The following is a 19,922-nucleotide window of genomic DNA, read 5'->3' on the forward strand; positions in this document are numbered from 1 at the left end:
TGGTGGTGTGCGAGCAGGAGCTGGCCCGGGTGGCGACGGCGTGCCAGGTGGTGGGCGAGCTCCCGGCGGCGCACGGCGAGGCCGGGTCGGGGCGGGGTCGGGTCCCGGCCCCGCGAGCGGAGGTGTCGGGCACCGTCGGCAGTCAAGCTGTCGAGGGGACTGGCGAGTTCACCGGGCGGATGCTGGGGGTGCTGGCCGCGTACGCCGGTCCGGTGCGGTGCCGGCAGGTGGTGGAGGGGCTCGGGCTGGAGGCGGTGCCCCGTGAAGTGGAGCGGGTGCGCCACCAGTTGAAGAAGGCCGCGGCCGCCGGGCGGGTGGTGCAGACCCCGGGCGGCCTGTTCACCCTGGCGCGCGGAGATGCCGCGGCGCGCGGGTGACCTGCCGATACGGGAACGGGCCTCCTTCTTGTTGGTCGGGTGAACAGCCAGACCACGCAAGGAAGAAGACCCGGTGGCACCTTACACGTCCGCGCCCCAGGCCCCCGACCCGTTCACCGCCACTCGCACCCGGATGGAGGAGATGCTCGCCCATCTGTCCGCACCGGCCATGGCCTCGGCCACCGCCGAAGGACTGGAGGACTACATCACCGCCGCGGGGCGGGAAGTGCTGCGGCAGATGCTGCAGGACCAGCTGGACGCCCGCGCCGCCGCCGAGGTGCGCGTGGAGGTGGTCACCGGCAGCGACACGGTGGTGCGCCCTTGGGCCGAACGGGGCCACCGCCGGCTGCTGGCCACCACGCTGGGCCGGGTGGAGGCGGCCCGGATCGCCTACCGCGCCCCGAAGGCGGCGAACCTGCACCCCGGCGACGCCGCCCTGGCCCTGCCCCGGCAGGTCTACTCCTACCCGCTACAGCGCGCCGTCGCCCTCGAGGTCGCCGAGACACCCCTGCGCCGGGCGGGCACCCACCTCGAGCGCACCACCGGGCAGCGGCTCGGCACCCGGCAGTTGATGGAGATCGCATGCCGCGTCGCCGCCCACATCCCCGCCTTCTACCAGCAGGACCTGCCCGCCCCCGCCGTCGGCGGTGAGGGGGACCGGCTGCTGGTGCTCAGCTGCGACGCGACCGGCGTGAACATGATGCCGCCCGATCTGCGGGAGGTGGTCCGCGCCGCACGGGCAGCCGACGGCCCGCAACCGCCCCCGGCCCAGCTGTCCAGTCGCGAGCACACCGGCCGCCGGCGGATGGCGACCGTCTTCGCCGTCTACGACGCCGATCCGGTCCCCCGCACCGGTGCGGACGTCCTGCCGGCCACCGCGGCCGAACGCGCCGCCCGCACCCACGGCCCGCGCGCACGGGGCCGGCACCTGGAAGGCTCCCTTCAGCGTTCCACCTCGGCCATGGTCACCGCCATGTTCGACCACGCCGAACAGCGAGACCCCGACCACCGGCGCCGCTGGATCGTCCTGGCCGACGGCGCCAGCCACCAACTCGACTGCATCGCAAGGGAAGCAGCCACCCGCGGCGTCCATATCGACACGATCGCGGACATCGTGCATGTGATCGAATACCTGTGGCGGGCCGCCGAGGACCTCCACCCCGGCCACGCAGCGCGCGCGGCCTGGGTCGCCGACGCCGCCCGCACCGTGCTGGACGGGCACAGCCCCCGCGTCGTGGCCGCACTGCGCCAGCACCTGCGCACCCGCCCCGATGACGCGAAGCAACTGCCCGCCGTCGCCCGCACCGCCGCCTACCTGCAGGCCAAGGAGCCCTACCTGCGCTACCACCTCGCCCTCGCCATGGGCTGGCCCATCGCGACCGGAGTGATCGAAGGAAGTTGCCGCTTCCTCGTCAAGGACCGCCTGGACGCCACCGGGGCGAGGTGGAGCCTGACCGGCGCCGAGGCGGTCCTCCTCCTCCGCGCCGTCATCGACAACGGCGACTTCGAGCGGTACTGGCGCTACTTCACCGAGCTCGACCACCTGCGCACCCACGCCGTCCGCTACCAGGGACAACTCGCCCTCGCGGCGTGACCGCAGCCACCCACCCATCACTCAAGAAGCAACGCACCCCCTGGAAGACGGCTCCCTGCCTGCTTTGTGCAGGTCAAGGGCGTTCTTCACTCTACACGGGCACGCGTCGGAGTCGAAGATGGTGAAAAACATCGTTCATTCCGGCGAGGGGGCTCCCTGCCTGCGCTTCTGTGCGAACCGGGCTGTTGTGGCGCAGCCGATCAGACGCCTGTTCGGACAGCCGTCTCGAAACATCCGGGGACTGATGCTGATCAGATGCTGACTTACCTGACGACACAACAGGTACATGAGGGGCGCAGGACGAGTCGCTTTCCGAGAGGACCTCATACTCCAGTCCGGTTTCGCGATTCTTGCGGTGACCCAGGCGGGAAGCGGCATGGCCACCTCGTGATCATCGGTTGGCGTGTGGGCAGCGGAAGAACTACCGGCAACTGGCCGAACAGGCCGCTCTTGTCCGGCCGGGACCGACGCAGCATCTGCTGCGCCATGCCCGGTGGGATATTGATGTGGTCCGTGACGACCTACGCGCCTGCATGGGCGACCACCTCGGCTCCGACGGGGGTGTGTTGATGGCGGACGAGACCGGCCGTGCGCCACGAGGCGCCGAGGATCGAGTGGGAGGAGGAGCCCACCGCTGGTCATCGCAGTGGCCGGTTGAAGCTGGAGGCAGGATGGACCGGGTCTGTCAAACGAGCGGGGCTGTTCCGTAGTCGGTGGTGACGGACCGTAAGCGTCGAGCACCCTTCCCGCGCGGAGAGTAAGAGTAGCGCTCCGAGCTCGATACTTCGAGGCGAACGGCATCACGCCAGGGTGCCGGTCCTGCCCCGTCGAACTCTCACGACCAGACGCCAGGTCGATCGGTCGATCCCGGGGAAGGCCGACCGCGGGTGCGTAGGCCTGCGGGTTTGTGACCGATGGCCCGCCCGTCGCCGCCGTTACTCTCCGTAACCACCGAATGTGAGCCAGAGCCACTCGTTGGACACACCCCTCGTTGCACCGTAGAGGAGATGGACGCGATGACCGCCCCTCAGGCGTTCCCGTCATGAATTCGCGCCCCCAGATCCTCCGCCCACTCCAGCGCCCACGCCTTGAGTTCTTCGATCTGCCGGGAGGCGAGCCCGTACGCGGTGTAGTCCTCATCCTCGTACCAGTCCGCGCCGATCAGCCGGTCCCGGAGGTCCTCGAGGCTGAACTCGTCGTGGGCGCGACGGCGGCCCAGGGATTCGAGGTCGGCGGTGGAGCGGTGGCGGGAGGCAGCCTGGACGTCGATGAGGTCGCGGACGGTGCCGCGGTCGGCGAGGGCACGGACCTTGGTGCCGATCACGTCGTCGAGGGAAAGAACGGGGCCGTAGGGGGTCTGGGCAGGCGGAGCCCAAAACGCCTCCTTGAGGACATCGACCTCGCACTCCTCGCCGGTGCCCGGATCGGTGACGAGGAACCGGCCGCTGAGCGGATCGGTCTGGACGTGCGTGGTCCGCCATCCGCGCGCGCTGAGGCCTGCTGTGAGTGAGGCGACGATCTCCTGCATCGGAGCGGGGTTCTCGGTGGCGACGTCGAGGTCACGGCTGAAGCGTTCGACCAGACCATGGGCCTGCACGGCGTGTCCGCCGGTGAGGACCAGAGGGTAGGGGGAGCCGAGGTCGAGGATGTCGGCGAGGAGACGCTCATGGAGCGGAGTGAGCTTCACGCGGCGGTCGTGTCGGCCGACGCGGTGCGGAGCAGCTCGGGGAAGGTGTCCTCCCAGACCTCGCGGATGTAGGGACTGATCAAGCGCCGCAGCACGGGCCACTGCTCGGTAAGCAGCCGGTGGTGCAGGAGAGCCGCCAGATCCTCGCGCAGTCCTTCGGCGAGGACGGTCCGGTAGAGCGTCATACGGGACTTCGGACGGTCCAGGCTGTAGCTCGTCCGCCCGGACCAGACGATGTGGAGCGGCAGGTCCACGTTGCCCTCGACGGGGCCGGCCAGCTCCTGCAAGCACTCGGGCAGTCGGCTGCGGTAGCGGTCCCGCAGCACCTCGGCGCGGGGGTCGGTGATCGTCGTGTCCATACATCCAGTATCGCTGCTGGGAAACGGCGGCATGGCGGATACGGGGTCCCCTGTCGTACGTACGGGTCGGGCGGCCGACCGCCCTTCCCTCGGACATCCCGACCAGGGCGCGCTTAGCGCATCATCGCCTACCTGCGCAGGCCCCCAGGTGGCGCGGCAATCAGCTGCCCTGCAGACCCGGGGCGGTTCACGCGCGACCGCCCGGTCCGACAGATGGGGGTGCGACTTGACGATCTTCGCCGCTGCGGCCCGCCGGTCGGCCTGCGAGAGCGGCAGGCCATGTGCGACGTTCGCCTGCACGGCACGCAGAAACGCGTCCTCGGTGGGGCCGCCCCCGACCGCCGCCGGCTTCCGTGCCCCGCCGCCGAAGCGACGCCGGTCGCCGTCCCGCCGGGAAGGCGACCATCGGGAGGCCGGAGACGGACCACTCCCGTGCCTCTGTGCTGGAGGTCCGGGGAAATCGACCGCGTCGACGGGGCGGGCGGGTCACGAAATTCGCACGGGTCGTCCCGTCCTCGCCTCGCCGGTCCCGTCGGCGGCGGAGTGCCCGGCGCCCCATCGGGCCAGACTCCCTGGAGCGCCCCTGAAACAGTCGCTGATGCAATCCCTCATCCGTCGACTCCGGTGCCACACCCTCCCTGTCCCCCTCTTTCTAGTCTCCCTGGAGTCCGTCGTCGCCCTACAGGAAGAGACATCAAGTTCGCAGGAGGGAATCACGAGTCGGTAGCCGGAAGAGCCGATGCGCGAAGCAGCGGCTCCCGGCGGCCGGCAGCGCGTCCTCGCCAACGGACCGCAAAACGCGCGTAGTCCGTCATGTCGCCCTGGTCGCCGCGACGCCGCGCCGAGAACCGCGTGTGATCGGATGAGTTCCGAGGCCCCGGAGACGGGGCGGACCGCACAGGGAAAGGACCCATCGTGGCAACCAAGCGCTCAGCCCACACCGTCTGGGAAGGCGACCTGTTCAACGGCAGCGGCGTCGTCACCTTCGATTCCTCCGGCATCGGTGACCAGGCGGTGTCGTGGCCGTCGCGCGCCGAGCAGGCGGACGGGAGGACCAGCCCGGAGGAGCTGATGGCCGCCGCTCATTCCAGCTGCTTCTCCATGGCGCTGTCGCACGGCCTCAAGGAAGCGGGCACCCCGCCCACCCGGCTCGTCACCTCCGCCGATGTGACGTTCCAGCCGGGCGAGGGCATCACCGGCATCCACCTCACCGTCGAGGGCGCCGTCACCGGGATCGACAACGACGCGTTCGTCGCCGCAGCGGAGGACGCCAAGGCCAACTGCCCGGTCAGCCAGGCGCTGACGGGCACGGCGATCACGCTCTCGGCCAAGCTCGTCTGAACCGCGGCGAGCCCTCTCGGGATGCCGCGGGAACGTGCGGCATCCCGAGCCCTGGGACCGCCGGGGCCGGGATCGGTCGTGCGCGGGGCGGTCGTCGGAAGGGCTTCCGCGCCGCGGAACATCAGCCGCTTCCCGGCGCGGCCGGTCCGGCGGGACTTCGCCGGGCCCCGCGCGCGGCAGTCGTGCCGTGACCGTCGGCGGACTGTCTCGTGCCGTCCAGGATCTGCCCGTCCCGGTGCCGCTGACGGTGTACCGGGGGTGGAGGCGCACCCGGCGACGGCGACCAAAGCCCGGCCCGGGCCGCCGTGGCGTCCCGGGCGACGCCACGGCGGCCCGGGCAGGCGCACGTCACGGTCGCGCCGGGGGCCGCTCCCGCCTGCGGGCCGGGTCGCTGAACGGACGCGTGTCCAGGTCGGATCGGTGGCGGAACAAATGGCCGTGGACCGGGCAGGTACGCTGCTGGTGTCCGTGCCGGCCGACAACTCACCAACCCCTGCTCAGGAGGTCTCGCCATCGCCGTACGTGTGATGGTCGTCGACGACCAGGCGGTGGTCCGCGCCGGATTCGTCGCCGTCGTCGACGCCGAACCGGATCTGACCGTGGTCGGGGAGGCCGGTGACGGCGCGACGGCGGTCTCGCTCGCCGAACGGACCGCCCCCGACGTGGTTTTGATGGACATCCGCATGCCCGGCATGGACGGACTGACCGCCACCCGGCTGATCACCGCCCTGCACAGCAACCCGAAGGTGCTCGTACTGACCACCTTCGACCTCGACATGTACGTGTACGAGGCGCTGCGCGCCGGTTCCTCCGGGTTCATGCTCAAGGACGCCCTGCCGGAGGACGTGCTCACCGCGATCCGCCTGGTGGCCGCCGGAGAGGGCATCCTCGCCCCGACCGTCACCCGTCGCCTCATCGGACAGTTCGCTCACGGGGCGCCCATCCCGCCGGAGCTGTCCGGACGGCTCGCCCAGCTCACCCCGCGCGAGCGGGAGGTGCTGCTGCTGATCGCCTCCGGCCTGACCAACGCCGAGATCGGGGTGCGGCTCGGCGTGACGACCGGCACGGTCAAATCACACGTCAACGCACTGCTCACCAAACTGCGGCTGCGCGACCGGGTGCAGGCGACGATCCTCGCGTACGAGTCCGGCCTGATCCGCCCGCAGGGTTCGGCGGAGGATCCTGCCGCCGCACCGCACTGAGGGAGCGGGGAATCCCGTCGAGCCGGACCGTCGTCGACGGACGACCGGATCCCCCGCCGCGGGGAGGCGGCGGCCGCAGCACGACCGTCGACGTGCGTGACGCACCGTCCGAGCGGACGCGTGAGCGTCGGCCCTCTACGAGGGAGCCGAGAGGACGGCGGGAAAACGGGGCGGGGAAGTCGGTGTCCGTCTCACCGTCGGCGGCGCAGGACACGGCGTCCACGGCGTCGGTGACCGCCTGGCGTGTCCCGGACCGGCCGGGACCGGCCGTGCCGCGTCCTGGCCGGCGACGCCTCGACGTGACGGTGCACCCGGCTCCGCCGGGCGTCGAGATCCCGACAACGGGTACAAGCGGTGCCATGTTCACGCCCGCACCCCCCACCGTTGATTTCGAGGCCGCCTTCTTCAGTTCGCCCGCCCCCATGGTGATCCTGCACACCGATCTGCGGATCCAGAACGTGAATCACGCCTACGAGCAGGCCACCCGACGACAGCAGGACGAGCTGTCGGGGATGCACATGTTCGAGGCATTCCCGGACAACCCGCACGACCCCCATGCGGACGGCGTGGCGAGACTCGGCGCGTCGTTGCGGCGGGTCGTACGGGACCGCGCACCCGACACCATGCGCATCCAGAAGTACGACATACCGTGGAAGACCTCTCCCACCGGTTTCACGGAGAAGTTCTGGAGCTCGGTCAACAGCCCGATCTTCGACCCCGAGGGCGCTCTGGTGGGGATCGTGCACCACGTGGAGGACGTGACCGACGTCCACATGGAGCTTCGGCGGATCCGCCGGGCCTACGAGCGCACCGAGACGCCCACGGCACACGACGCCGAAGCGCAGAGCCGGTTCGTCCGCTACCTCGCCCGCGTCGACGGGGAACGCGACCGGCTGGAACGCCTGGAGGACGAGGTCGACCAGCTGCGCCGGGCGCTCACGTCGCGCGCGGTGATCGACCAGGCCATCGGGATCGTTCAGGCCGAGCGCCACTGCGCTCCTGACGACGCCTTCCAGATCCTGGTCGGGATCTCCCAGCGCACCAATGTCAAACTCCGCGAGATCGCGGCCGCACTCGTGCATCATGCGGCCGCCGGGGACTCCGCTCCGCTGCTGCCGACGGCGTGGTGACGTCGCCCGATCCACCGGCGGGCGGGACTCGCCTCCCGGCAGTCGCCGGGAGCCCTTCACGCGCCCAGTTTGCCCACCATGTCGGTGAGAACCCGTGCGAGGTCGCGCAGGTCGCGGTCGGTCGGCGCCTCACCCAGCCGGTCCGACAGTTCCCGCTTGCCGATCACCACAAGGGCTCCCTGCGGGCCGCCCTCCTCGCCCGAGGGACTGTCGACCACCTGGGCCCTGCCCTCCAGCAGCACGAGCGCGGCGCCGTCGTTCCTGGCGTCTCGCAGTTCCCTGACATGGGCTTCGTCGATCATCTGCCGCCTCCGGCGGTGGGCTGACACACGGGCGCGGACAGCGAGTGCCCACGACCGGCGATCGAAACCGCCCGGCGGCTCGAACCGACCGCGGAGGGGACCCGTGCCGCAGGCCGGCGGCGAACCGCTCGCGCATCGCGCCGCCCGGTCCACACCCGGGGCGGCGTGTGTTCAGCGTGGTGTCCGGCGGTCCGGGTACTACGGACGGCACAGGAGGGAACATCATGGCCCGCGTGAAGCAGTACGCCGTAGCCGCCACCGGCCAGTGGACGGACCAGGAGGAAGGTCGCCGCCGGCTGCCCGCGGGCGAGGTGCACGCCTGGGAGCCGGGCCTGAACCAGACCGTTTGCGGGCTGTCCCTGAGCCGCTCCGAACTGATCCGCTTCTCCCATGTGGTCTGGCAGGACACCTTTCCCGAGTCCGGGGGCGCTGCGGACCGCGTCCGGCGCGTGTGTCCCCGCTGCGCCTCCGTGGCAGGGCGCCGCGGCAGCGACGCCCGTCCCCGGTGGCACCGCACGAACCCCCGGCCGTGAGCGGCCGGGCGGGAGGCCCCGTCCGTCGGCGGCACCGCACGGGCCGGAGTCCGGGGTGGATCCGCCGGTCACACCCGTGCGTCCGAAGCAGTGTCCCCGCCGGGGCACCCGCCACCGGCGTCGTCCCGCGAGCCGGCGCCGGGGCGACGCCCCGTGCCGCGGAGCCGTCGGCCGTGCGTGACGTCCTCCGTCGCCCACCGCGACCGGACCTGCCCATGACCTGCATGGAAGGGACCGGAGGGGGCAACTGGTCTGCCTGGGACTTGGAGGATGCGGATGACCACGACGGAGCAGCCGGTCAGGACGGCGGAGGAGGACACCGCCTGCTGCGCACGCCACGACGGCCACGGTCCGGGACCCGGTACCGAAGCGCCGGAAACAGCGCGTGAGCGGGTCAATCGACGCTGGAACGAGATCCTGCAGGAGACGCGGGTCACTCAGACGGGTGTGCAGATCCTCTTCGGGTTCCTGCTCAGTGTGGCCTTCACCCCGTTGTTCCGGGAGCTGGAGACGTTCGACCGCGTCGTCTACGTCGTCACCGTGGTGCTCGGCGCGGCGGCCACGGGAACGCTCATAGCCCCCGTCTCCATCCACCGGCTCCTGTCCGGCCAGCGCATGAAGGACGAAGTGGTGGGGACCGCCGGCCGCCTGATGATGTGCGGCATGGTCCTCCTCGCGCTGACCATCGGCTGCACGCTCCTGCTGATCCTCCGTGTCGTGGTCCCCGGCGTCCTCGCCGAAGTGCTCGTCGGCGGGGTCATGCTGTGGTTCGGCCTCTGCTGGTACGTGCTGCCGCTGCTGCTACGACGTCGCGCCGGCCGGCGTTCCGTCGCCGACGACGCATAGCGCACCTGAACGCGGGCCGGGCCGCGGGCGCCGGACGCCCCGGCCGGCCGTGACGGGACGGGCGGCGGTCAGGGCAGGAGCCGCTGCTCCATGGCGAAGACGGCCACCCCGGCCCGGGTCCGCCGTCCGGTCTTGTCGTAGATGTGGCCGAGGTGATGGCCCACGGTTCGGCTGGAGATGGACAGTTCGGCCCCTATCTGCTGGTTGGTCAGCCCACGGGCGGCCAGTCGCAGCACTTCGACCTCCCGCGCCGTGAGCCCGGCCGGACGGCGGGGCCGGGCCGGTCGTCCGCCCGCCGCCCGGATCACCAGGTCGCAGGCGGTGGGGTCCAGGGCGCCGGAGTCCGCCTCGCGCGTCAGCCGTCCGACGGCTTCGTCGACGGTGAGGGCGTCCCGGTGCGCCCGTGGTTCGGTCAGTGCGGCCAGCACATCCGCGGCGGAGAGGATGAGAGCCGTCACCGGGGGGCGGTCCCCCAGGACACCACGGTGGTAGCCGCTGCCGTCGAGGCGCTCGTGGTGCGCGGCCGCGATCGGTGCCAGCGGGGCGAGAGCCGGCACGCGTTCCAGCACTCGCTGGGTCCAGTACGTGTGCATCCTCACCCGCTCCGTCTCGGCGGTGCTCAACGGCCCGGGACGGTCCCACACATCGGCGGAGATCCCGGCCCGCCCGAGGTCGTGCAGCAGAGCCGCGCAGCGCAGCCGGGTCACCTCGTCGGCGTCGAGACCGGCCAGCCGGCCGGCGCTCTCCGCCAGTTGCGCGACGTGTTCGCTGTGTCCGATCAGCCACTTGCCCTTGAGGTCCACGAACCTGCCGAGGACCGCGCACAGGTCGGGGACCTTCTCGGCGGGCACCGTGCTGTACGGCGGCGGTTCGCAGGCCACCACCGACGCGAGCGCGTCGGGCTCACGGAGCGGAGCGAGCACCCTCGTCACGTCGGCCGCGAACGCGTGCGCCAGTGCGGGGTCGAGATGGCCTCCGGCCCGCCCGGCAACCGCCGAGACGGCGGCCGGCTCGCCCCCTGACGCATGGGCCAGGACGGCCTGTTCGGCCACCTGGACGACACGGGCGGCGAAGGACAGCCGCTCGCCCCCGATACCGAGGGGGATTCCCCGCCCGTCCCACCGCTCGTACACGTCGTTCAGCGCCGCGAGGGTCTGCGACCGCACACCGAGGCCCGAACCGAGTGCCTGGCCGGCCTCGCAACCGTTGCGCATCGCCTCCACACCGACCGTGGGCAGCACCTCGGTCAGCGTGTCCGTCAGCCGCCGCCCCTCCGCGCGCGTCCAGCCCCCGGTCCGGACCAACTGCTCGGCCAGGGGGACGCCGCCGCCCGGATCGAGGTGCTTCAGCGCTCTCTGGAACGCCACCTCGTCCCCGAAGATCTCCGCGAGCTCGGGAGCGAACGACGTGCAGCCGACCGAGCGGAGCAGTGCCGTCTCGTAGACCGCCCGGCAGGTCTCCCGGTCGCCGGCGAGGACGTCGCGGGCGAACACCGTGGCGACGACACAGGTGCGCAACCCTTTTTCGAAGGACATTCCCGCGGCCAAGTCCGTCGTCAGGGACAACGCCGCCAGCACTTCGGCCAGCCGAACCTCTTCCACCGCCACAGGGTAACCGCCCCTGCCCAGCGCCTCGGACATGTCCGCGCGCCGCCCCCTCACGCGCGGGATGCGCGCCGGAGGTCGTGGTGTGCGGAGGGGGAACACCCCGGGGGGAGGCCGGTCCACGGAATAGGTCGATCAGCCGATGTCCGCCGGCCGGTCCGCGGGGAGTATCTGGGGAGGCGGGGCACGAGCCCGGCCGTCACGCCCGGAACCGCGTTCCGTGCCCCGGCGGCGGGCCGTCGCGCTCTGCGAGCCGCCCCTCGACACAGCACAGCATGGAGGTTCCACATGACCACGCGCACGGACCGGCACGCCACCGCTGGAAGCACGGTGGTGGAGGCGTTGTACGACTCCCTCGCCCAGGGCGATGTCACCGCGCTGCTCGCGGGACTCGACGAGCGGATCGAGTGGGTCGTCCCGCCGGGTCTGCACTACGGGGGTACGTACCGGGGACGTGAGGAGGTCCTGGAGAACGTGTTCTCCCGTTTCGTCACCGAGTGGCAGGGCTTCACCGTCGCTCCCGAGGAGATCGTGGACGCCGGGGACCTCGTCATGGCACTCGGCCACTACAGCGGCACGAGCCTGACGGCCGGGAAGCCGATGAGGACGCGCTTCGTGCACGTGTGGCGCCTGCGGGACGGTGTCCCCGTGCACTTCGAGACCGTCCTCGACACCCACACCATGGTCGCCGCGATGTGAACCCGCCCCCCGGCGGGAAAGCCGACGGGGGAACGGCCGCCCCGGGCGGATCCCACCTCATTCTCCGAGTCCTCCGAGTCCTCCGAGTCCTCCGAGTTCTCCGGGTTCTCCGAATCGAAAGACGCGTCACATGACTTTGTTCGAACACGACTTCGTCGCGGCGGGTTCCGCCGAACCGCCCGTGGGTGACACAGGGCGCATGCTCCAGATGATCACGGGCTACTGGGTCACCCAAGTGGTGCGGACCGCCGCCGAGTTGCGCATCGCCGACCATCTGCACGCCACCGGTGCCACCCCTGCGGAAGTGGCCGCGGCGGAGTCACTGGACCCGGACTCGACCTTCCGGTTCCTGCGGACGTGCGCCTCCCTCGGTCTGACCGCGTCGGCGGACGGAAAGCGGTTCACCGGTACGCCCTTGCTGGACACCCTGCGGACCGACGCCCCGGGTTCCCTTCGGGATCTGGCGCTGTGGGGCGGGGCCGAGTCGCACTGGCTGCCGTGGGGGCGGCTGGCGGACGCGATCCGCACCGGGACCCCTCAGGCGGAAACCGCCCTCGGCACCCCCTTCTTCGACTGGCTCGCCGGCGTCCCGGGGGAGGCCGAGGTCTTCACCAACGCCATGACGGCCATGACCCGTGGTCTGGCCCACCGGCTGGCGGACGTGATCGAACTCAAGGGCGCCGAAGTCGTCGTGGACGTCGGCGGTGCCGGCGGCAACCTCGTCCAGACGCTCATGCAACGGCACCCCGGACTGACCGGGGTGGTCCTCGACCTCCCGCACGTGGGCCCCGAGGCGGACGCCTCCGCGGCCGCTCTGGGCGTCGCGGACCGGTTCGCCTTCGTCGGCGGTGACTTCTTCGAGAAGGTGCCGTCCGGGGACGTGCACCTGCTGAAGTTCGTCCTGCACGACTGGGACGACGACGCCTGCGTGCGCATTCTGCGCAACTGCCGGGAAGCGCTCGGGCCCGGCGGCCGCCTGCTGGTGATGGAACTCCTCGTCGACGAGGTGGGCACGCCCGGTCTGGAGCCGCTGATGGACCTCAACATGATGGCGCTGTCGACCGGACGGGAGCGCAGCCTCGACGAGTTCGCGAACCTCTTCGAGCGAGCCGGACTGACGCCGGCCGCAACGGTGTCCTCCGCGTCCCGGGTCTCCGTCCTGGAGGCGGTGCCCGCCCGGACCCCGCTCAGGGTGATGGGGCCGCCCTCCTGAGGAACGCCCCTCGCGGACCGCCCGGACCGCCCGGCACCCTCGCTCCGAGGACGCCGGGCGCTACCGGGACCGTGTTCTGTGAGGTGTGATCCCGCGGATGCCCGTGTACACGGTCCGTCCCCACCCCGGCAGGACACCGATGGAGATCCCGTGGCGTTCCAGCCGTGCCCCCAGCCGCACCACACGCGCCTGCAGGGCCCGTCTGCTCACGGGTTCCCCGCACGTGCCGAGCAGCAGGCACAGGTCGTGACAGCACCACGGACGCGTGGTAGCGCACAGGATCTCGAGGAGCACCCGCTGTGAGACCTGACGAGGCCTGACCAGCGGATGCGGGAGGCCCGGTGTCCGGGGGCCCCGGCACGGGGCGGAGAACTCGAGCCACCTGCGCTCGGCTGCGATCCGGCAGGCCAGCTCCCCGGACGGGGCGTCCCTGGCCATCACGTTGACGGCTCCCGCACGCAGCACCGCGGCCGCGTCCACGGACCGGGGAGCCAGGACGACGACCGAGGAGAGACCACTGAGCACACGCACACGCCGTTCGATCTCGTCCCTCACCGCGCCATCGGGCACGTCCAGCAGGACCATCCCGTCAGGCCGGCGCAGCAACGCGAGATAGGCCCAGGGGGAACCCCACGGATGCGACAGCGCCGGCAGCACACGGTGACCGCGCATACGACGCAGCAGGCGGGAGGTCTCCCCGCGGTCCAGCGTGAGGACGACGTCGACGGGACAGGCGGCCTCCTCCCCGGGAACAACGACGGAAGACGCGAAACGAGGCGAGGTCTCGACTTCGGACATGGCGAACGACCAGGTGACGACGGTGGGACGGGACGTCTGCGGACCCTCGGCGCACCGACGGGCCGACGGCGCGCGAAGAGGACGAGGACGTGGTTCAGGACGGCGTGCGGACCGGAGCACCGGTGTCGGTGTCCGTCCGGGCAGAGGGGGTCATCCGTGTCTCCATGATGTGCGTCGGGGGCGGCCCGGAATCCGGCACCGCGTATGGGGTGCGCCCCCGGACGGGCCGACGGCGCGGCGAGGTGCTGTGGACATGCTTGTGCACGGGCGCGACCGGCCACATCGGCTGATCGGCCTATGGGGTCGCGGGCGCGGCGCGGCGGTCGAACCTGTTCTGCGTACGGTGGGGTCCCCCGGGAAGCGGGGACGGTGGCGGCGGGTCGGGTGGGACGCGCGCGGAGGGGCTGCTCCGGTGTCCGCCCCGAGGAGGCGCCCGCCGAAGTCGCGTGAGCGTGCGGTTGCGGTGCGGATGCGCCGCGGAACCGGAGCCCGTGATCCGCCGCAGGGCCGCGGGTGCGGCGAGGAATCACTCGTCGTGTGCGTCCCTTCCTCCGGTCGGCCGGGAGTGGGACGGGACGGGTACGGACGGCCGGTCGGGCTGGAGGGGGGCGGCGTCCAGCGTTCCCAGCAGCTTCAGGGCGTCATGGGACCGGCTGCCCGGATCGGCCTGATAGATGACGAGCTGCTGCCCGGGCGCCCGGTTGACGGTGAAGCTCTCGTAGTGCAGGTCGAGATCGCCCACGTCGGTGTGGTGGAGCAGTTTGGCGCCGCCGGTCTTGCCGTGCACGTGGTGCCGGGCCCAGAGTTCACGGAAGGCCGGGTTCTTGACGGACAGCTCGCCGACCACCTCCTTCAGGCGCGGGTCGTCGGGATCCACGCCCGTGGCCCTGCGCAGTTCCGCGACGACCATGTCGGCCGTCCGGTCCCACTGCCGGTAGAAGCGGCGGGCACCGGGGTCGAGGAAGACCATGTGCGCGAGGTTGCCGCGGAGGACGAAGTTCCTGTGCAGGGCGTCGGCCAGGTGATTGCCCGCGAGGACGTCGAGGGAGCGCCCGAGGACGAAGGCGGGGAGGTCGTCCCAGCGTCCGAGGAGGCGCCGCAGGTGCGGATCGGCCCGCTCGGCGCGCCGGGTGCGCCTCACCGACTGTCCGGTGGGGCGTGCCAGCCGGCGCAGGTGCTCCGCGGACTCCTCGTCGAGGTCCAGTGCCCTCACGAGTGCCTCCACCACCTGGGCCGACGGCCTTCGTTCGCGGCCCTGCTCGATGCGCATGTAGTAGTCGGTGCTCATTCCCGCGAGCAGCGCCACCTCCTCGCGGCGCAGTCCGGGCACGCGTCGCCGTCCGGAGGTGGGCAGTCCGACGTCCTCGGGCAGCAACCGGGCACGCCGGGCGCGCAGGAAGTCCTTGAGCGAGGTGTGCGGGCCGGAACGTTCGTCGCTTTCCATACGGACCACGCTAAGCAGACCGGCGGCCGCCCACCATCCTGAAGGGTGGGTGAGGTGCACCCACGAAGCCGGCCGCGCCGTCGCCACGCGCGTCTCCTCGCCCTGCCGGGGAGGTGTCGTGTTCGCCCCGTGGAGCACTCCGTCGTCCTGCCCCGCCGGCACCGCCACCGCTGCGCACAGCCGGGTACCGGCCCGCCCATGTGGGTCCACGGCTCATACGAACCCAGGCTCGTGCTGACCCGCGGCTCATACGGACCCGGGGCTCGTGCGGGCCCGCGGCGTCGCCTTCCGACCCCGGTCCGGCGCCGGTTCGGGTGGTCCTGGCAGCCCGGCGAGACCGGCTGCCGGTGGATCGTCGCCGGGGGCCGGGCCGGCGCTCTCACCGAGGAAGCCGCCCGACTGGTGCCGCCACAACTTGGCATAGGCGCCGCCCGTGGCGAGCAGTTCACCGTGGGTGCCCTGCTCGACGACGCGTCCCCGGTCGAGGACGACGAGCCGGTCCATGCCGGCGACGGTGCTCAGGCGGTGGGCGACGACGAGGGCCGTACGTCCGTCCATCAACCGCCACAGGGCGTCCTGGACGAGGATCTCGCTCTCCGAGTCCAGCGCGCTGGTCGCCTCGTCGAGCAGCAGGATCGGGGCGTCGCGAAGGACCGCCCTGGCGAGGGCGACCCTTTGGCGCTGGCCGCCCGACAGCTTCACCCCCCTCTCCCCCACCAGGGTGGCGAAGCCCTCGGGGAGCTGCTCGGCGAACTCCGTGACGTGTGCGGCCTCGGCCGCCGCGTGGATCTCCGCGTCGGTGGCGCCGGGCCGGGCGAAGGCGATGTTGTCCCGCAGGCTGCGGTGGAACATCGCGGGCTCCTGCGGAACGTAGGCGATCAGTGAGCGCAGGTCGGCCTGGCGCAACCGGCTGATGTCCTGACCGCCGATCAGGATGCGTCCGCCGTCGATGTCCGACATCCGCAGCAGGAGCCGGGTGAGGGTGGTCTTGCCGCCGCCGGACCTGCCGACCAGGCCGATCCGCGCGCCGCCGGGCACGTCCAGGTCGAGACCCTGGAAGATCGGCTTCGCGTTCGCGTGCGCGAAGGTCACCGCCTCGAACCGGACGCCGGTGTCCTGCGGCGCGAGCCGTTCGGGTTCCGTCGGATCGAGCACGGTGGGCGGGTCCATCAGCAGCTCCGTGAACTGTGCGGCCTCGGTCATCGAACTCTCCAGACGCCGGTAGATCTGGTTGAACTCGAACATGATCTGGGTCGCGTTGGAGTAGTAGGTGAAGGCGACGACGATCTCCTCCACTCCCTGGCCCGGGCCGCCGAAGGCGACGGCGACCAACAGGCCCAGCACGTTGGTCAGCACGGACATGGGGGCGACCAGGGTGTCGACGCGCAGGTTGCCGTAGTCCCACGACTTCAACGTCAGGCGCCGGGAGTCCGCGACCCGGCTGCGGTGTTCGTCGGCCTCCCGCCGCTCGGCCGCGAACGCCCGGATGGTCTCCATGTTCGTGAGGCTGTCGGCGACGTGGCCGGAGACCCGGGCGATCGCCGCCTCACGGTCGTGGACGAGCGCCTGACGGCGACGGATGAGAGGTGCGGCGCCCGCCACGGTCAGCGCGATCATCAGGAGGAGACCGGCGACGAGCAGCGGTTCGTAGTGCCAGAGCACGACGGCGCCGAACACCAGCGGCACGAGGCTGCCCACGATCCGGTACGTCACCGTGTCGACGAAGTCCTCGAAGCGCCTGCCGAAGCTCAGCACCCTTTTGGTCAGGGAGCCGGAGAAGTTGTCGTGGAAGAACGCGGCGTCCTTGGCGAGGAGTTCGTCCATGCCGAGCACGTACAGGTGCTCCATGCCGAGGGCCCCCACGCGGTTCAGACAGTGCTGCCCGATCCGCCACACGGCCTCGGCGAGCAGCAGCGCCGCGCCGAAGCCCAGCACGTAGGGCAGCGCCGGGGCGAGGGCGAGACCACTCTCCTCGGCGGCCTGCCCCGCCAGTTTCGCGACCAGCAGGGGGGCGACGTAGCGGATGCCGATGTTGCCCACGGCCGGCAGCAGCAGCGCGGGCAGGGCCAGCCGTCGTAGTCGTGACAGTTCCCGGCCGTAGAGGCGCAGCGCGAGAACGACCGCGCTCCTGCCCGGCGCCTGCGCCCGCGTGTCTGTTGTCGCCATCACACTCCCGGAGGTCGGCACTCGGAAGTCTTCCGTCGAACGAGGGCGCCGGTCCAGGCATTTACCACCTACGGGCGACAACCGGACACCGGGAGCGGAGCAGCCGGGTGGGCCGCGGCACCCGGCCGCCCTCGGCGGGGCGCCTCCCTCGTGCCGGACGTCGACGGCCCGGCCGAGCGGCCGGAGGATCCCGGCGCCGGGATCCTCCGGCCGCCGACCGGCATGTTCCACGGTGACCGCACCGCCGTCCCGAAGGACCTCTCGGGCCGCCTGTGGGTCTTCCTGACCCGCCCGGAGGACGTCCAGGAGGAGCTGTGGCGGCGGCGCCCGGCCGCCGCCGGGTGACCGCTCCCCCGGCTCAGCTCCGGTCGCCCCCCGTGCAGCGGCGGGCGAAGTCCACGGTGCGGGTGAAGCAGTCCTCGGCGTCCGCGTCGGTCAGGCCCACCCAGAGGTGGTTGCCGCCGCCGAGGAGCCGCAGGTCGGGATGGTGGCCCGCCGCCCGCAGGGCTTCGGCGAGACGGACGGACTGCCGGGCGGGGACGAGGGCGTCGTCGGTGCCGTGCAGGATCAGGAAGGGCGGCGCCTGGGGGCCGGCGTGGGTGACCGGGCTGGCGTCACGAGCCGTTCCGGTCCGCTCCGCCGGGGCGCCTCCGAGCATCAGGGCCTCGAAGGTGGCCGGATCATGGGCGTCGTAGGCGCCCTCGGGGTGGTCCTCGGCGAGTGCGGGCAGGTCGGTGGGGGCGTACCAGGTGACGCAGCCGGAGACGCCGCCGGCGGGCCGGGTGAGGGCGGTCAGGGCGGCGAGGTGTCCGCCGGCCGACTCGCCCCACAGGACGGTCCGCCCGGTGTCCACGCCGAGGTCGGCGGCGCGGGCGCGCAGCCAGTCCAGGCAGGCGGCCAGGTCGTCGCTCTGGGCGGGGTGGGGCGCCTCGCCGCTGAGGCGGTAGTCGGGGCAGGCGACGGCGAACCCGGCCCGGGCGAGCCGGGCGAAGGGGCCGGGGTCCCAGTGGCGGAAGCGGGGGCCGAGGTCGTCGCGCAGGCCCGTGCGCCAGGCGCCGCCGTGCACGAAGACCACCACCGGGGCGGGGCCGGCAGTGTCCTGCGGCAGCCACAGGTCGACGGTCAGCGGGCGGCTGCCCTCGGGGACGGAGTAGACGGCGCCGCGCAGCAGCCGTACGCCGTCGGCGGGGTGCGCGGGGTGCGGCAGGGGCAGCGCGGCCGGGTCGGGCGGGGCCAGCAGGTGGAAGGGGAACGTCACCGTGGGTGCCTTACGTCAGCGGGCCGTACGGGGCAGGATGCGGCGGGCGTTGGCGGTGGTGAGCTCGCGCCAGCCGGCCGCGCCGTCGGGGGCCGGGGCGGCGTCCAGGCCGGCGACGTGGGCCTCCACCCCGGCGGCAGGGGTCCAGCAGTGGTCGCTGCCGTACAGGAGCCGGTCGGATCCGACGAGGCCGAGCAGGGCGGGGAGTTGGCGGGGCAGCGCGGGTCCCGCGAGGTCGTAGTGGAGGCGGCGGAGCTGTTCGACGGCGCCGGGGGCCTCGGTTCCCTCGGGCATGAACATCCTCATGAAACCGTCGATGCGGTCGGCCAGCACCGGCAGGGCGCCCCCGCAGTGCGGCACGATCACCGTGAGGTCGCGGTACCGGTCCAGCGTTCCGGCCATGAGGAGGTCGGTGACGGTGCGGGCGGTGTCGAAGATGAACTCGATCATCGGGCGGGGGCGGCCGAGGGCGGACCGCTCCCAGCACACCGGGGACGTCGGGTGCAGGAAGACGACGGCGCGGCGCCGGTCGAGCTCGGCCCACACGGGCTCCAGGTCCGGGTCGCCGAGGTAGGTGCCGTGGGTGTTGGTCTCCAGGACCACCCCGTCGGCGTGCAGGGTGTCGTGGGCGTACGCGATCTCCTCCAGGGCGCCGTCGACGTCCGGGAGCGGCAGCGAGGCGAAGAGGCCGAAGCGGCCCGGGTGGTCGCGTACGGTCCCGGCGCCGGCCTCGTTGACCTCACGGGCCAGGCGGCGGGCGGCGGTGTCGTCGCCGAAGTGGACGCCCGGCGAGGAGATCGACAGCATCGACGTCTCGATGCCGCAGCGGTCCATCAGCTCCAGGTGCGCGGCCGCCGACCAGGTGGGCCAGGCGGGGACCCCGTCGGGGAGCTCGTGTCCGGCCTCACGGGCCCGGCGGACGTAGGAGTCGGTGAGGAAGTGGGCGTGGACGTCGAGGTATCCGGGGGTGTCAGGGGACACGGGGGGTTCCTTCTTCTGTGGCGGACGGAGGAGCGGGACGACGCCGGATCAGGCGGTGGCGTACGGCGGTGGCGGCGCGTTCGCCGAGCACGATGCCGGCCAGCCCGGTCAGGCCGAGGAGGGGCGGGGCGGGCGAGGTGAGGTCCATCGCCCAGTACAGCGCCCCCATGAGCAGGCCGGCGGCGAAGGAGAGACAGGCCTTGCGGAGGAAGCCGCGCGTGGCCCCGGCGGCGCTCACAGGGTCTCCAGCACTGCCTGGCCCAGCAGCATGCCCAGCAGTCCGGCCAGCGCGACGGGGGGCGGTGCGGGCGACTCGACCCGCACCAGCACGTAGGCCACGCCGACCAGCGCTCCGGCGATCAGTGCCTCGAGGTACGGCATGGACCGC

The 19,922-nt window shown here is 72.2% G+C and carries 21 protein-coding genes; 10 read left to right on the forward strand and 11 right to left on the reverse strand.

The window, feature by feature from the left end:
• Both KYY02_RS24125 and KYY02_RS24130 read left to right on the forward strand, forming a co-directional pair.
• Nucleotides 1–377 (forward strand): hypothetical protein (locus KYY02_RS24125; protein WP_371241247.1); only part of this gene is annotated, 377 nt, incomplete at its 5' end.
• A 73-nt stretch (nucleotides 378–450) separates the two neighbouring features.
• The gene (locus KYY02_RS24130) at nucleotides 451–1,971 is read left to right on the forward strand and encodes an ISKra4 family transposase (RefSeq protein ID WP_371241249.1); all 1,521 of its coding nucleotides are present in this window, start codon (nucleotides 451–453) and stop codon (nucleotides 1,969–1,971) included.
• A gap of 1,027 nt (nucleotides 1,972–2,998) precedes the next feature.
• Here KYY02_RS24130 and KYY02_RS24135 read toward each other — a convergent pair.
• Together KYY02_RS24135 and KYY02_RS24140 are read right to left on the reverse strand one after the other, a co-directional pair.
• On the reverse strand, nucleotides 2,999–3,658 hold the full coding sequence (locus tag KYY02_RS24135; RefSeq protein ID WP_371241251.1) for a nucleotidyl transferase AbiEii/AbiGii toxin family protein: 660 nt from the start codon (nucleotides 3,656–3,658) through the stop codon (nucleotides 2,999–3,001).
• A complete protein-coding gene (locus tag KYY02_RS24140; RefSeq protein ID WP_371241253.1) occupies nucleotides 3,655–4,017 on the reverse strand; it encodes a hypothetical protein in 363 nt (120 codons plus the stop codon). The genes KYY02_RS24135 and KYY02_RS24140 overlap by 4 nt, the downstream gene beginning before the upstream one ends.
• A 915-nt stretch (nucleotides 4,018–4,932) precedes the next feature.
• Here KYY02_RS24140 and KYY02_RS24145 point away from each other — a divergent pair.
• The 3 genes from KYY02_RS24145 to KYY02_RS24155 all read left to right on the forward strand — a co-directional run bounded on the left by KYY02_RS24145 (nucleotide 4,933) and on the right by KYY02_RS24155 (nucleotide 7,690).
• Nucleotides 4,933–5,358: an OsmC family protein gene (locus KYY02_RS24145; RefSeq protein WP_371241255.1), complete on the forward strand. Its 426-nt coding sequence runs from the start codon at nucleotides 4,933–4,935 to the stop codon at nucleotides 5,356–5,358.
• Nucleotides 5,359–5,870: 512 nt separating this feature from the next.
• Nucleotides 5,871–6,560 carry a response regulator gene (locus KYY02_RS24150; RefSeq protein ID WP_371241423.1) on the forward strand — a complete coding sequence of 230 codons (690 nt, stop codon included), beginning with the start codon at nucleotides 5,871–5,873 and terminating at the stop codon, nucleotides 6,558–6,560.
• A 359-nt stretch (nucleotides 6,561–6,919) separates the two neighbouring features.
• Nucleotides 6,920–7,690: an ANTAR domain-containing protein gene (locus KYY02_RS24155; RefSeq protein WP_371241256.1), complete on the forward strand. Its 771-nt coding sequence runs from the start codon at nucleotides 6,920–6,922 to the stop codon at nucleotides 7,688–7,690.
• A gap of 56 nt (nucleotides 7,691–7,746) precedes the next feature.
• On the opposite strand, the gene KYY02_RS24160 is transcribed toward KYY02_RS24155, so the two are convergent.
• Entirely contained in the window at nucleotides 7,747–7,992 is a 246-nt protein-coding gene (locus tag KYY02_RS24160; RefSeq protein ID WP_371241258.1) for a hypothetical protein, read from the reverse strand.
• Between the two features lie 224 nt (nucleotides 7,993–8,216).
• Between KYY02_RS24160 and KYY02_RS24165 the strand changes: the two genes are divergently transcribed.
• Both KYY02_RS24165 and KYY02_RS24170 read left to right on the forward strand, forming a co-directional pair.
• Nucleotides 8,217–8,525, forward strand: a complete 309-nt coding sequence (locus KYY02_RS24165) for a hypothetical protein (RefSeq protein ID WP_371241260.1) — start codon at nucleotides 8,217–8,219, stop codon at nucleotides 8,523–8,525.
• A gap of 276 nt (nucleotides 8,526–8,801) precedes the next feature.
• The gene (locus KYY02_RS24170; RefSeq protein WP_371241262.1) at nucleotides 8,802–9,371 is read left to right on the forward strand and encodes a DUF6328 family protein; all 570 of its coding nucleotides are present in this window, start codon (nucleotides 8,802–8,804) and stop codon (nucleotides 9,369–9,371) included.
• 68 nt (nucleotides 9,372–9,439) lie between these two features.
• Here the strand turns inward: KYY02_RS24170 and KYY02_RS24175 are convergent, their stop codons facing one another.
• On the reverse strand, nucleotides 9,440–10,972 hold the full coding sequence (locus KYY02_RS24175; protein WP_371241264.1) for an HD domain-containing phosphohydrolase: 1,533 nt from the start codon (nucleotides 10,970–10,972) through the stop codon (nucleotides 9,440–9,442).
• Between the two features lie 291 nt (nucleotides 10,973–11,263).
• Between KYY02_RS24175 and KYY02_RS24180 the strand changes: the two genes are divergently transcribed.
• Nucleotides 11,264–11,674: a nuclear transport factor 2 family protein gene (locus KYY02_RS24180; protein WP_371241266.1), complete on the forward strand. Its 411-nt coding sequence runs from the start codon at nucleotides 11,264–11,266 to the stop codon at nucleotides 11,672–11,674.
• Between the two features lie 130 nt (nucleotides 11,675–11,804).
• Nucleotides 11,805–12,887 carry a methyltransferase gene (locus KYY02_RS24185; protein WP_371241268.1) on the forward strand — a complete coding sequence of 361 codons (1,083 nt, stop codon included), beginning with the start codon at nucleotides 11,805–11,807 and terminating at the stop codon, nucleotides 12,885–12,887.
• 60 nt (nucleotides 12,888–12,947) lie between these two features.
• Here KYY02_RS24185 and KYY02_RS24190 read toward each other — a convergent pair whose 3' ends face one another.
• The 3 genes from KYY02_RS24190 to KYY02_RS24200 form a co-directional block, all read right to left on the reverse strand.
• Nucleotides 12,948–13,685, reverse strand: coding sequence for a hypothetical protein (locus tag KYY02_RS24190; protein ID WP_371241270.1), 738 nt, complete (start codon nucleotides 13,683–13,685; stop codon nucleotides 12,948–12,950).
• A 526-nt stretch (nucleotides 13,686–14,211) separates the two neighbouring features.
• Nucleotides 14,212–15,129 (reverse strand): helix-turn-helix transcriptional regulator, encoded by a 918-nt coding sequence (locus KYY02_RS24195; RefSeq protein WP_371241272.1) that lies wholly within the window; start codon nucleotides 15,127–15,129, stop codon nucleotides 14,212–14,214.
• Nucleotides 15,130–15,375: 246 nt separating this feature from the next.
• On the reverse strand, nucleotides 15,376–17,295 hold the full coding sequence (locus tag KYY02_RS24200) for an ABC transporter ATP-binding protein (RefSeq protein ID WP_371241274.1): 1,920 nt from the start codon (nucleotides 17,293–17,295) through the stop codon (nucleotides 15,376–15,378).
• A gap of 150 nt (nucleotides 17,296–17,445) precedes the next feature.
• On the opposite strand from KYY02_RS24200, the gene KYY02_RS24205 reads away from it, so the two are divergent.
• Nucleotides 17,446–17,640 carry a hypothetical protein gene (locus KYY02_RS24205; protein ID WP_371241276.1) on the forward strand — a complete coding sequence of 65 codons (195 nt, stop codon included), beginning with the start codon at nucleotides 17,446–17,448 and terminating at the stop codon, nucleotides 17,638–17,640.
• Between the two features lie 13 nt (nucleotides 17,641–17,653).
• Here KYY02_RS24205 and KYY02_RS24210 read toward each other — a convergent pair whose 3' ends face one another.
• Genes KYY02_RS24210 through KYY02_RS24225 form a run of 4 tightly spaced genes read right to left on the reverse strand, consistent with a single transcriptional unit; the run spans nucleotide 17,654 to nucleotide 19,915 of the window.
• Nucleotides 17,654–18,553 carry an alpha/beta fold hydrolase gene (locus KYY02_RS24210; RefSeq protein ID WP_371241278.1) on the reverse strand — a complete coding sequence of 300 codons (900 nt, stop codon included), beginning with the start codon at nucleotides 18,551–18,553 and terminating at the stop codon, nucleotides 17,654–17,656.
• 15 nt (nucleotides 18,554–18,568) lie between these two features.
• Nucleotides 18,569–19,534 carry an amidohydrolase family protein gene (locus KYY02_RS24215; RefSeq protein ID WP_371241280.1) on the reverse strand — a complete coding sequence of 322 codons (966 nt, stop codon included), beginning with the start codon at nucleotides 19,532–19,534 and terminating at the stop codon, nucleotides 18,569–18,571.
• On the reverse strand, nucleotides 19,524–19,772 hold the full coding sequence (locus KYY02_RS24220; RefSeq protein WP_371241282.1) for a DUF1427 family protein: 249 nt from the start codon (nucleotides 19,770–19,772) through the stop codon (nucleotides 19,524–19,526). Before KYY02_RS24220 ends, KYY02_RS24215 begins: the two co-directional genes overlap by 11 nt.
• Nucleotides 19,769–19,915: a DUF1427 family protein gene (locus tag KYY02_RS24225; RefSeq protein ID WP_371241284.1), complete on the reverse strand. Its 147-nt coding sequence runs from the start codon at nucleotides 19,913–19,915 to the stop codon at nucleotides 19,769–19,771. Before KYY02_RS24225 ends, KYY02_RS24220 begins: the two co-directional genes overlap by 4 nt.
• Nucleotides 19,916–19,922: the final 7 nt, after the last annotated feature.

It is taken from the genome of Streptomyces pimonensis, assembly GCF_041380215.1.
Taxonomy (GTDB): Bacteria; Actinomycetota; Actinomycetes; order Streptomycetales; family Streptomycetaceae; genus Streptomyces; species Streptomyces pimonensis.

What these genes read in the sequence shown, in the direction of transcription:
- KYY02_RS24190 (WP_371241270.1), bottom strand. Translation starts at nt 13,685, where the DNA reads ATGTCCGAAGTCGAGACCTCGCCTCGTTTCGCGTCTTCCGTCGTTGTT.
- KYY02_RS24185 (WP_371241268.1), top strand. Translation starts at nt 11,805, where the DNA reads ATGACTTTGTTCGAACACGACTTCGTCGCGGCGGGTTCCGCCGAACCG.
- KYY02_RS24225 (WP_371241284.1), bottom strand. Translation starts at nt 19,915, where the DNA reads ATGCCGTACCTCGAGGCACTGATCGCCGGAGCGCTGGTCGGCGTGGCC.
- KYY02_RS24200 (WP_371241274.1), bottom strand. Translation starts at nt 17,295, where the DNA reads ATGGCGACAACAGACACGCGGGCGCAGGCGCCGGGCAGGAGCGCGGTC.
- KYY02_RS24195 (WP_371241272.1), bottom strand. Translation starts at nt 15,129, where the DNA reads ATGGAAAGCGACGAACGTTCCGGCCCGCACACCTCGCTCAAGGACTTC.
- KYY02_RS24180 (WP_371241266.1), top strand. Translation starts at nt 11,264, where the DNA reads ATGACCACGCGCACGGACCGGCACGCCACCGCTGGAAGCACGGTGGTG.
- KYY02_RS24160 (WP_371241258.1), bottom strand. Translation starts at nt 7,992, where the DNA reads ATGATCGACGAAGCCCATGTCAGGGAACTGCGAGACGCCAGGAACGAC.
- KYY02_RS24155 (WP_371241256.1), top strand. Translation starts at nt 6,920, where the DNA reads ATGTTCACGCCCGCACCCCCCACCGTTGATTTCGAGGCCGCCTTCTTC.
- KYY02_RS24140 (WP_371241253.1), bottom strand. Translation starts at nt 4,017, where the DNA reads ATGGACACGACGATCACCGACCCCCGCGCCGAGGTGCTGCGGGACCGC.
- KYY02_RS24170 (WP_371241262.1), top strand. Translation starts at nt 8,802, where the DNA reads ATGACCACGACGGAGCAGCCGGTCAGGACGGCGGAGGAGGACACCGCC.
- KYY02_RS24165 (WP_371241260.1), top strand. Translation starts at nt 8,217, where the DNA reads ATGGCCCGCGTGAAGCAGTACGCCGTAGCCGCCACCGGCCAGTGGACG.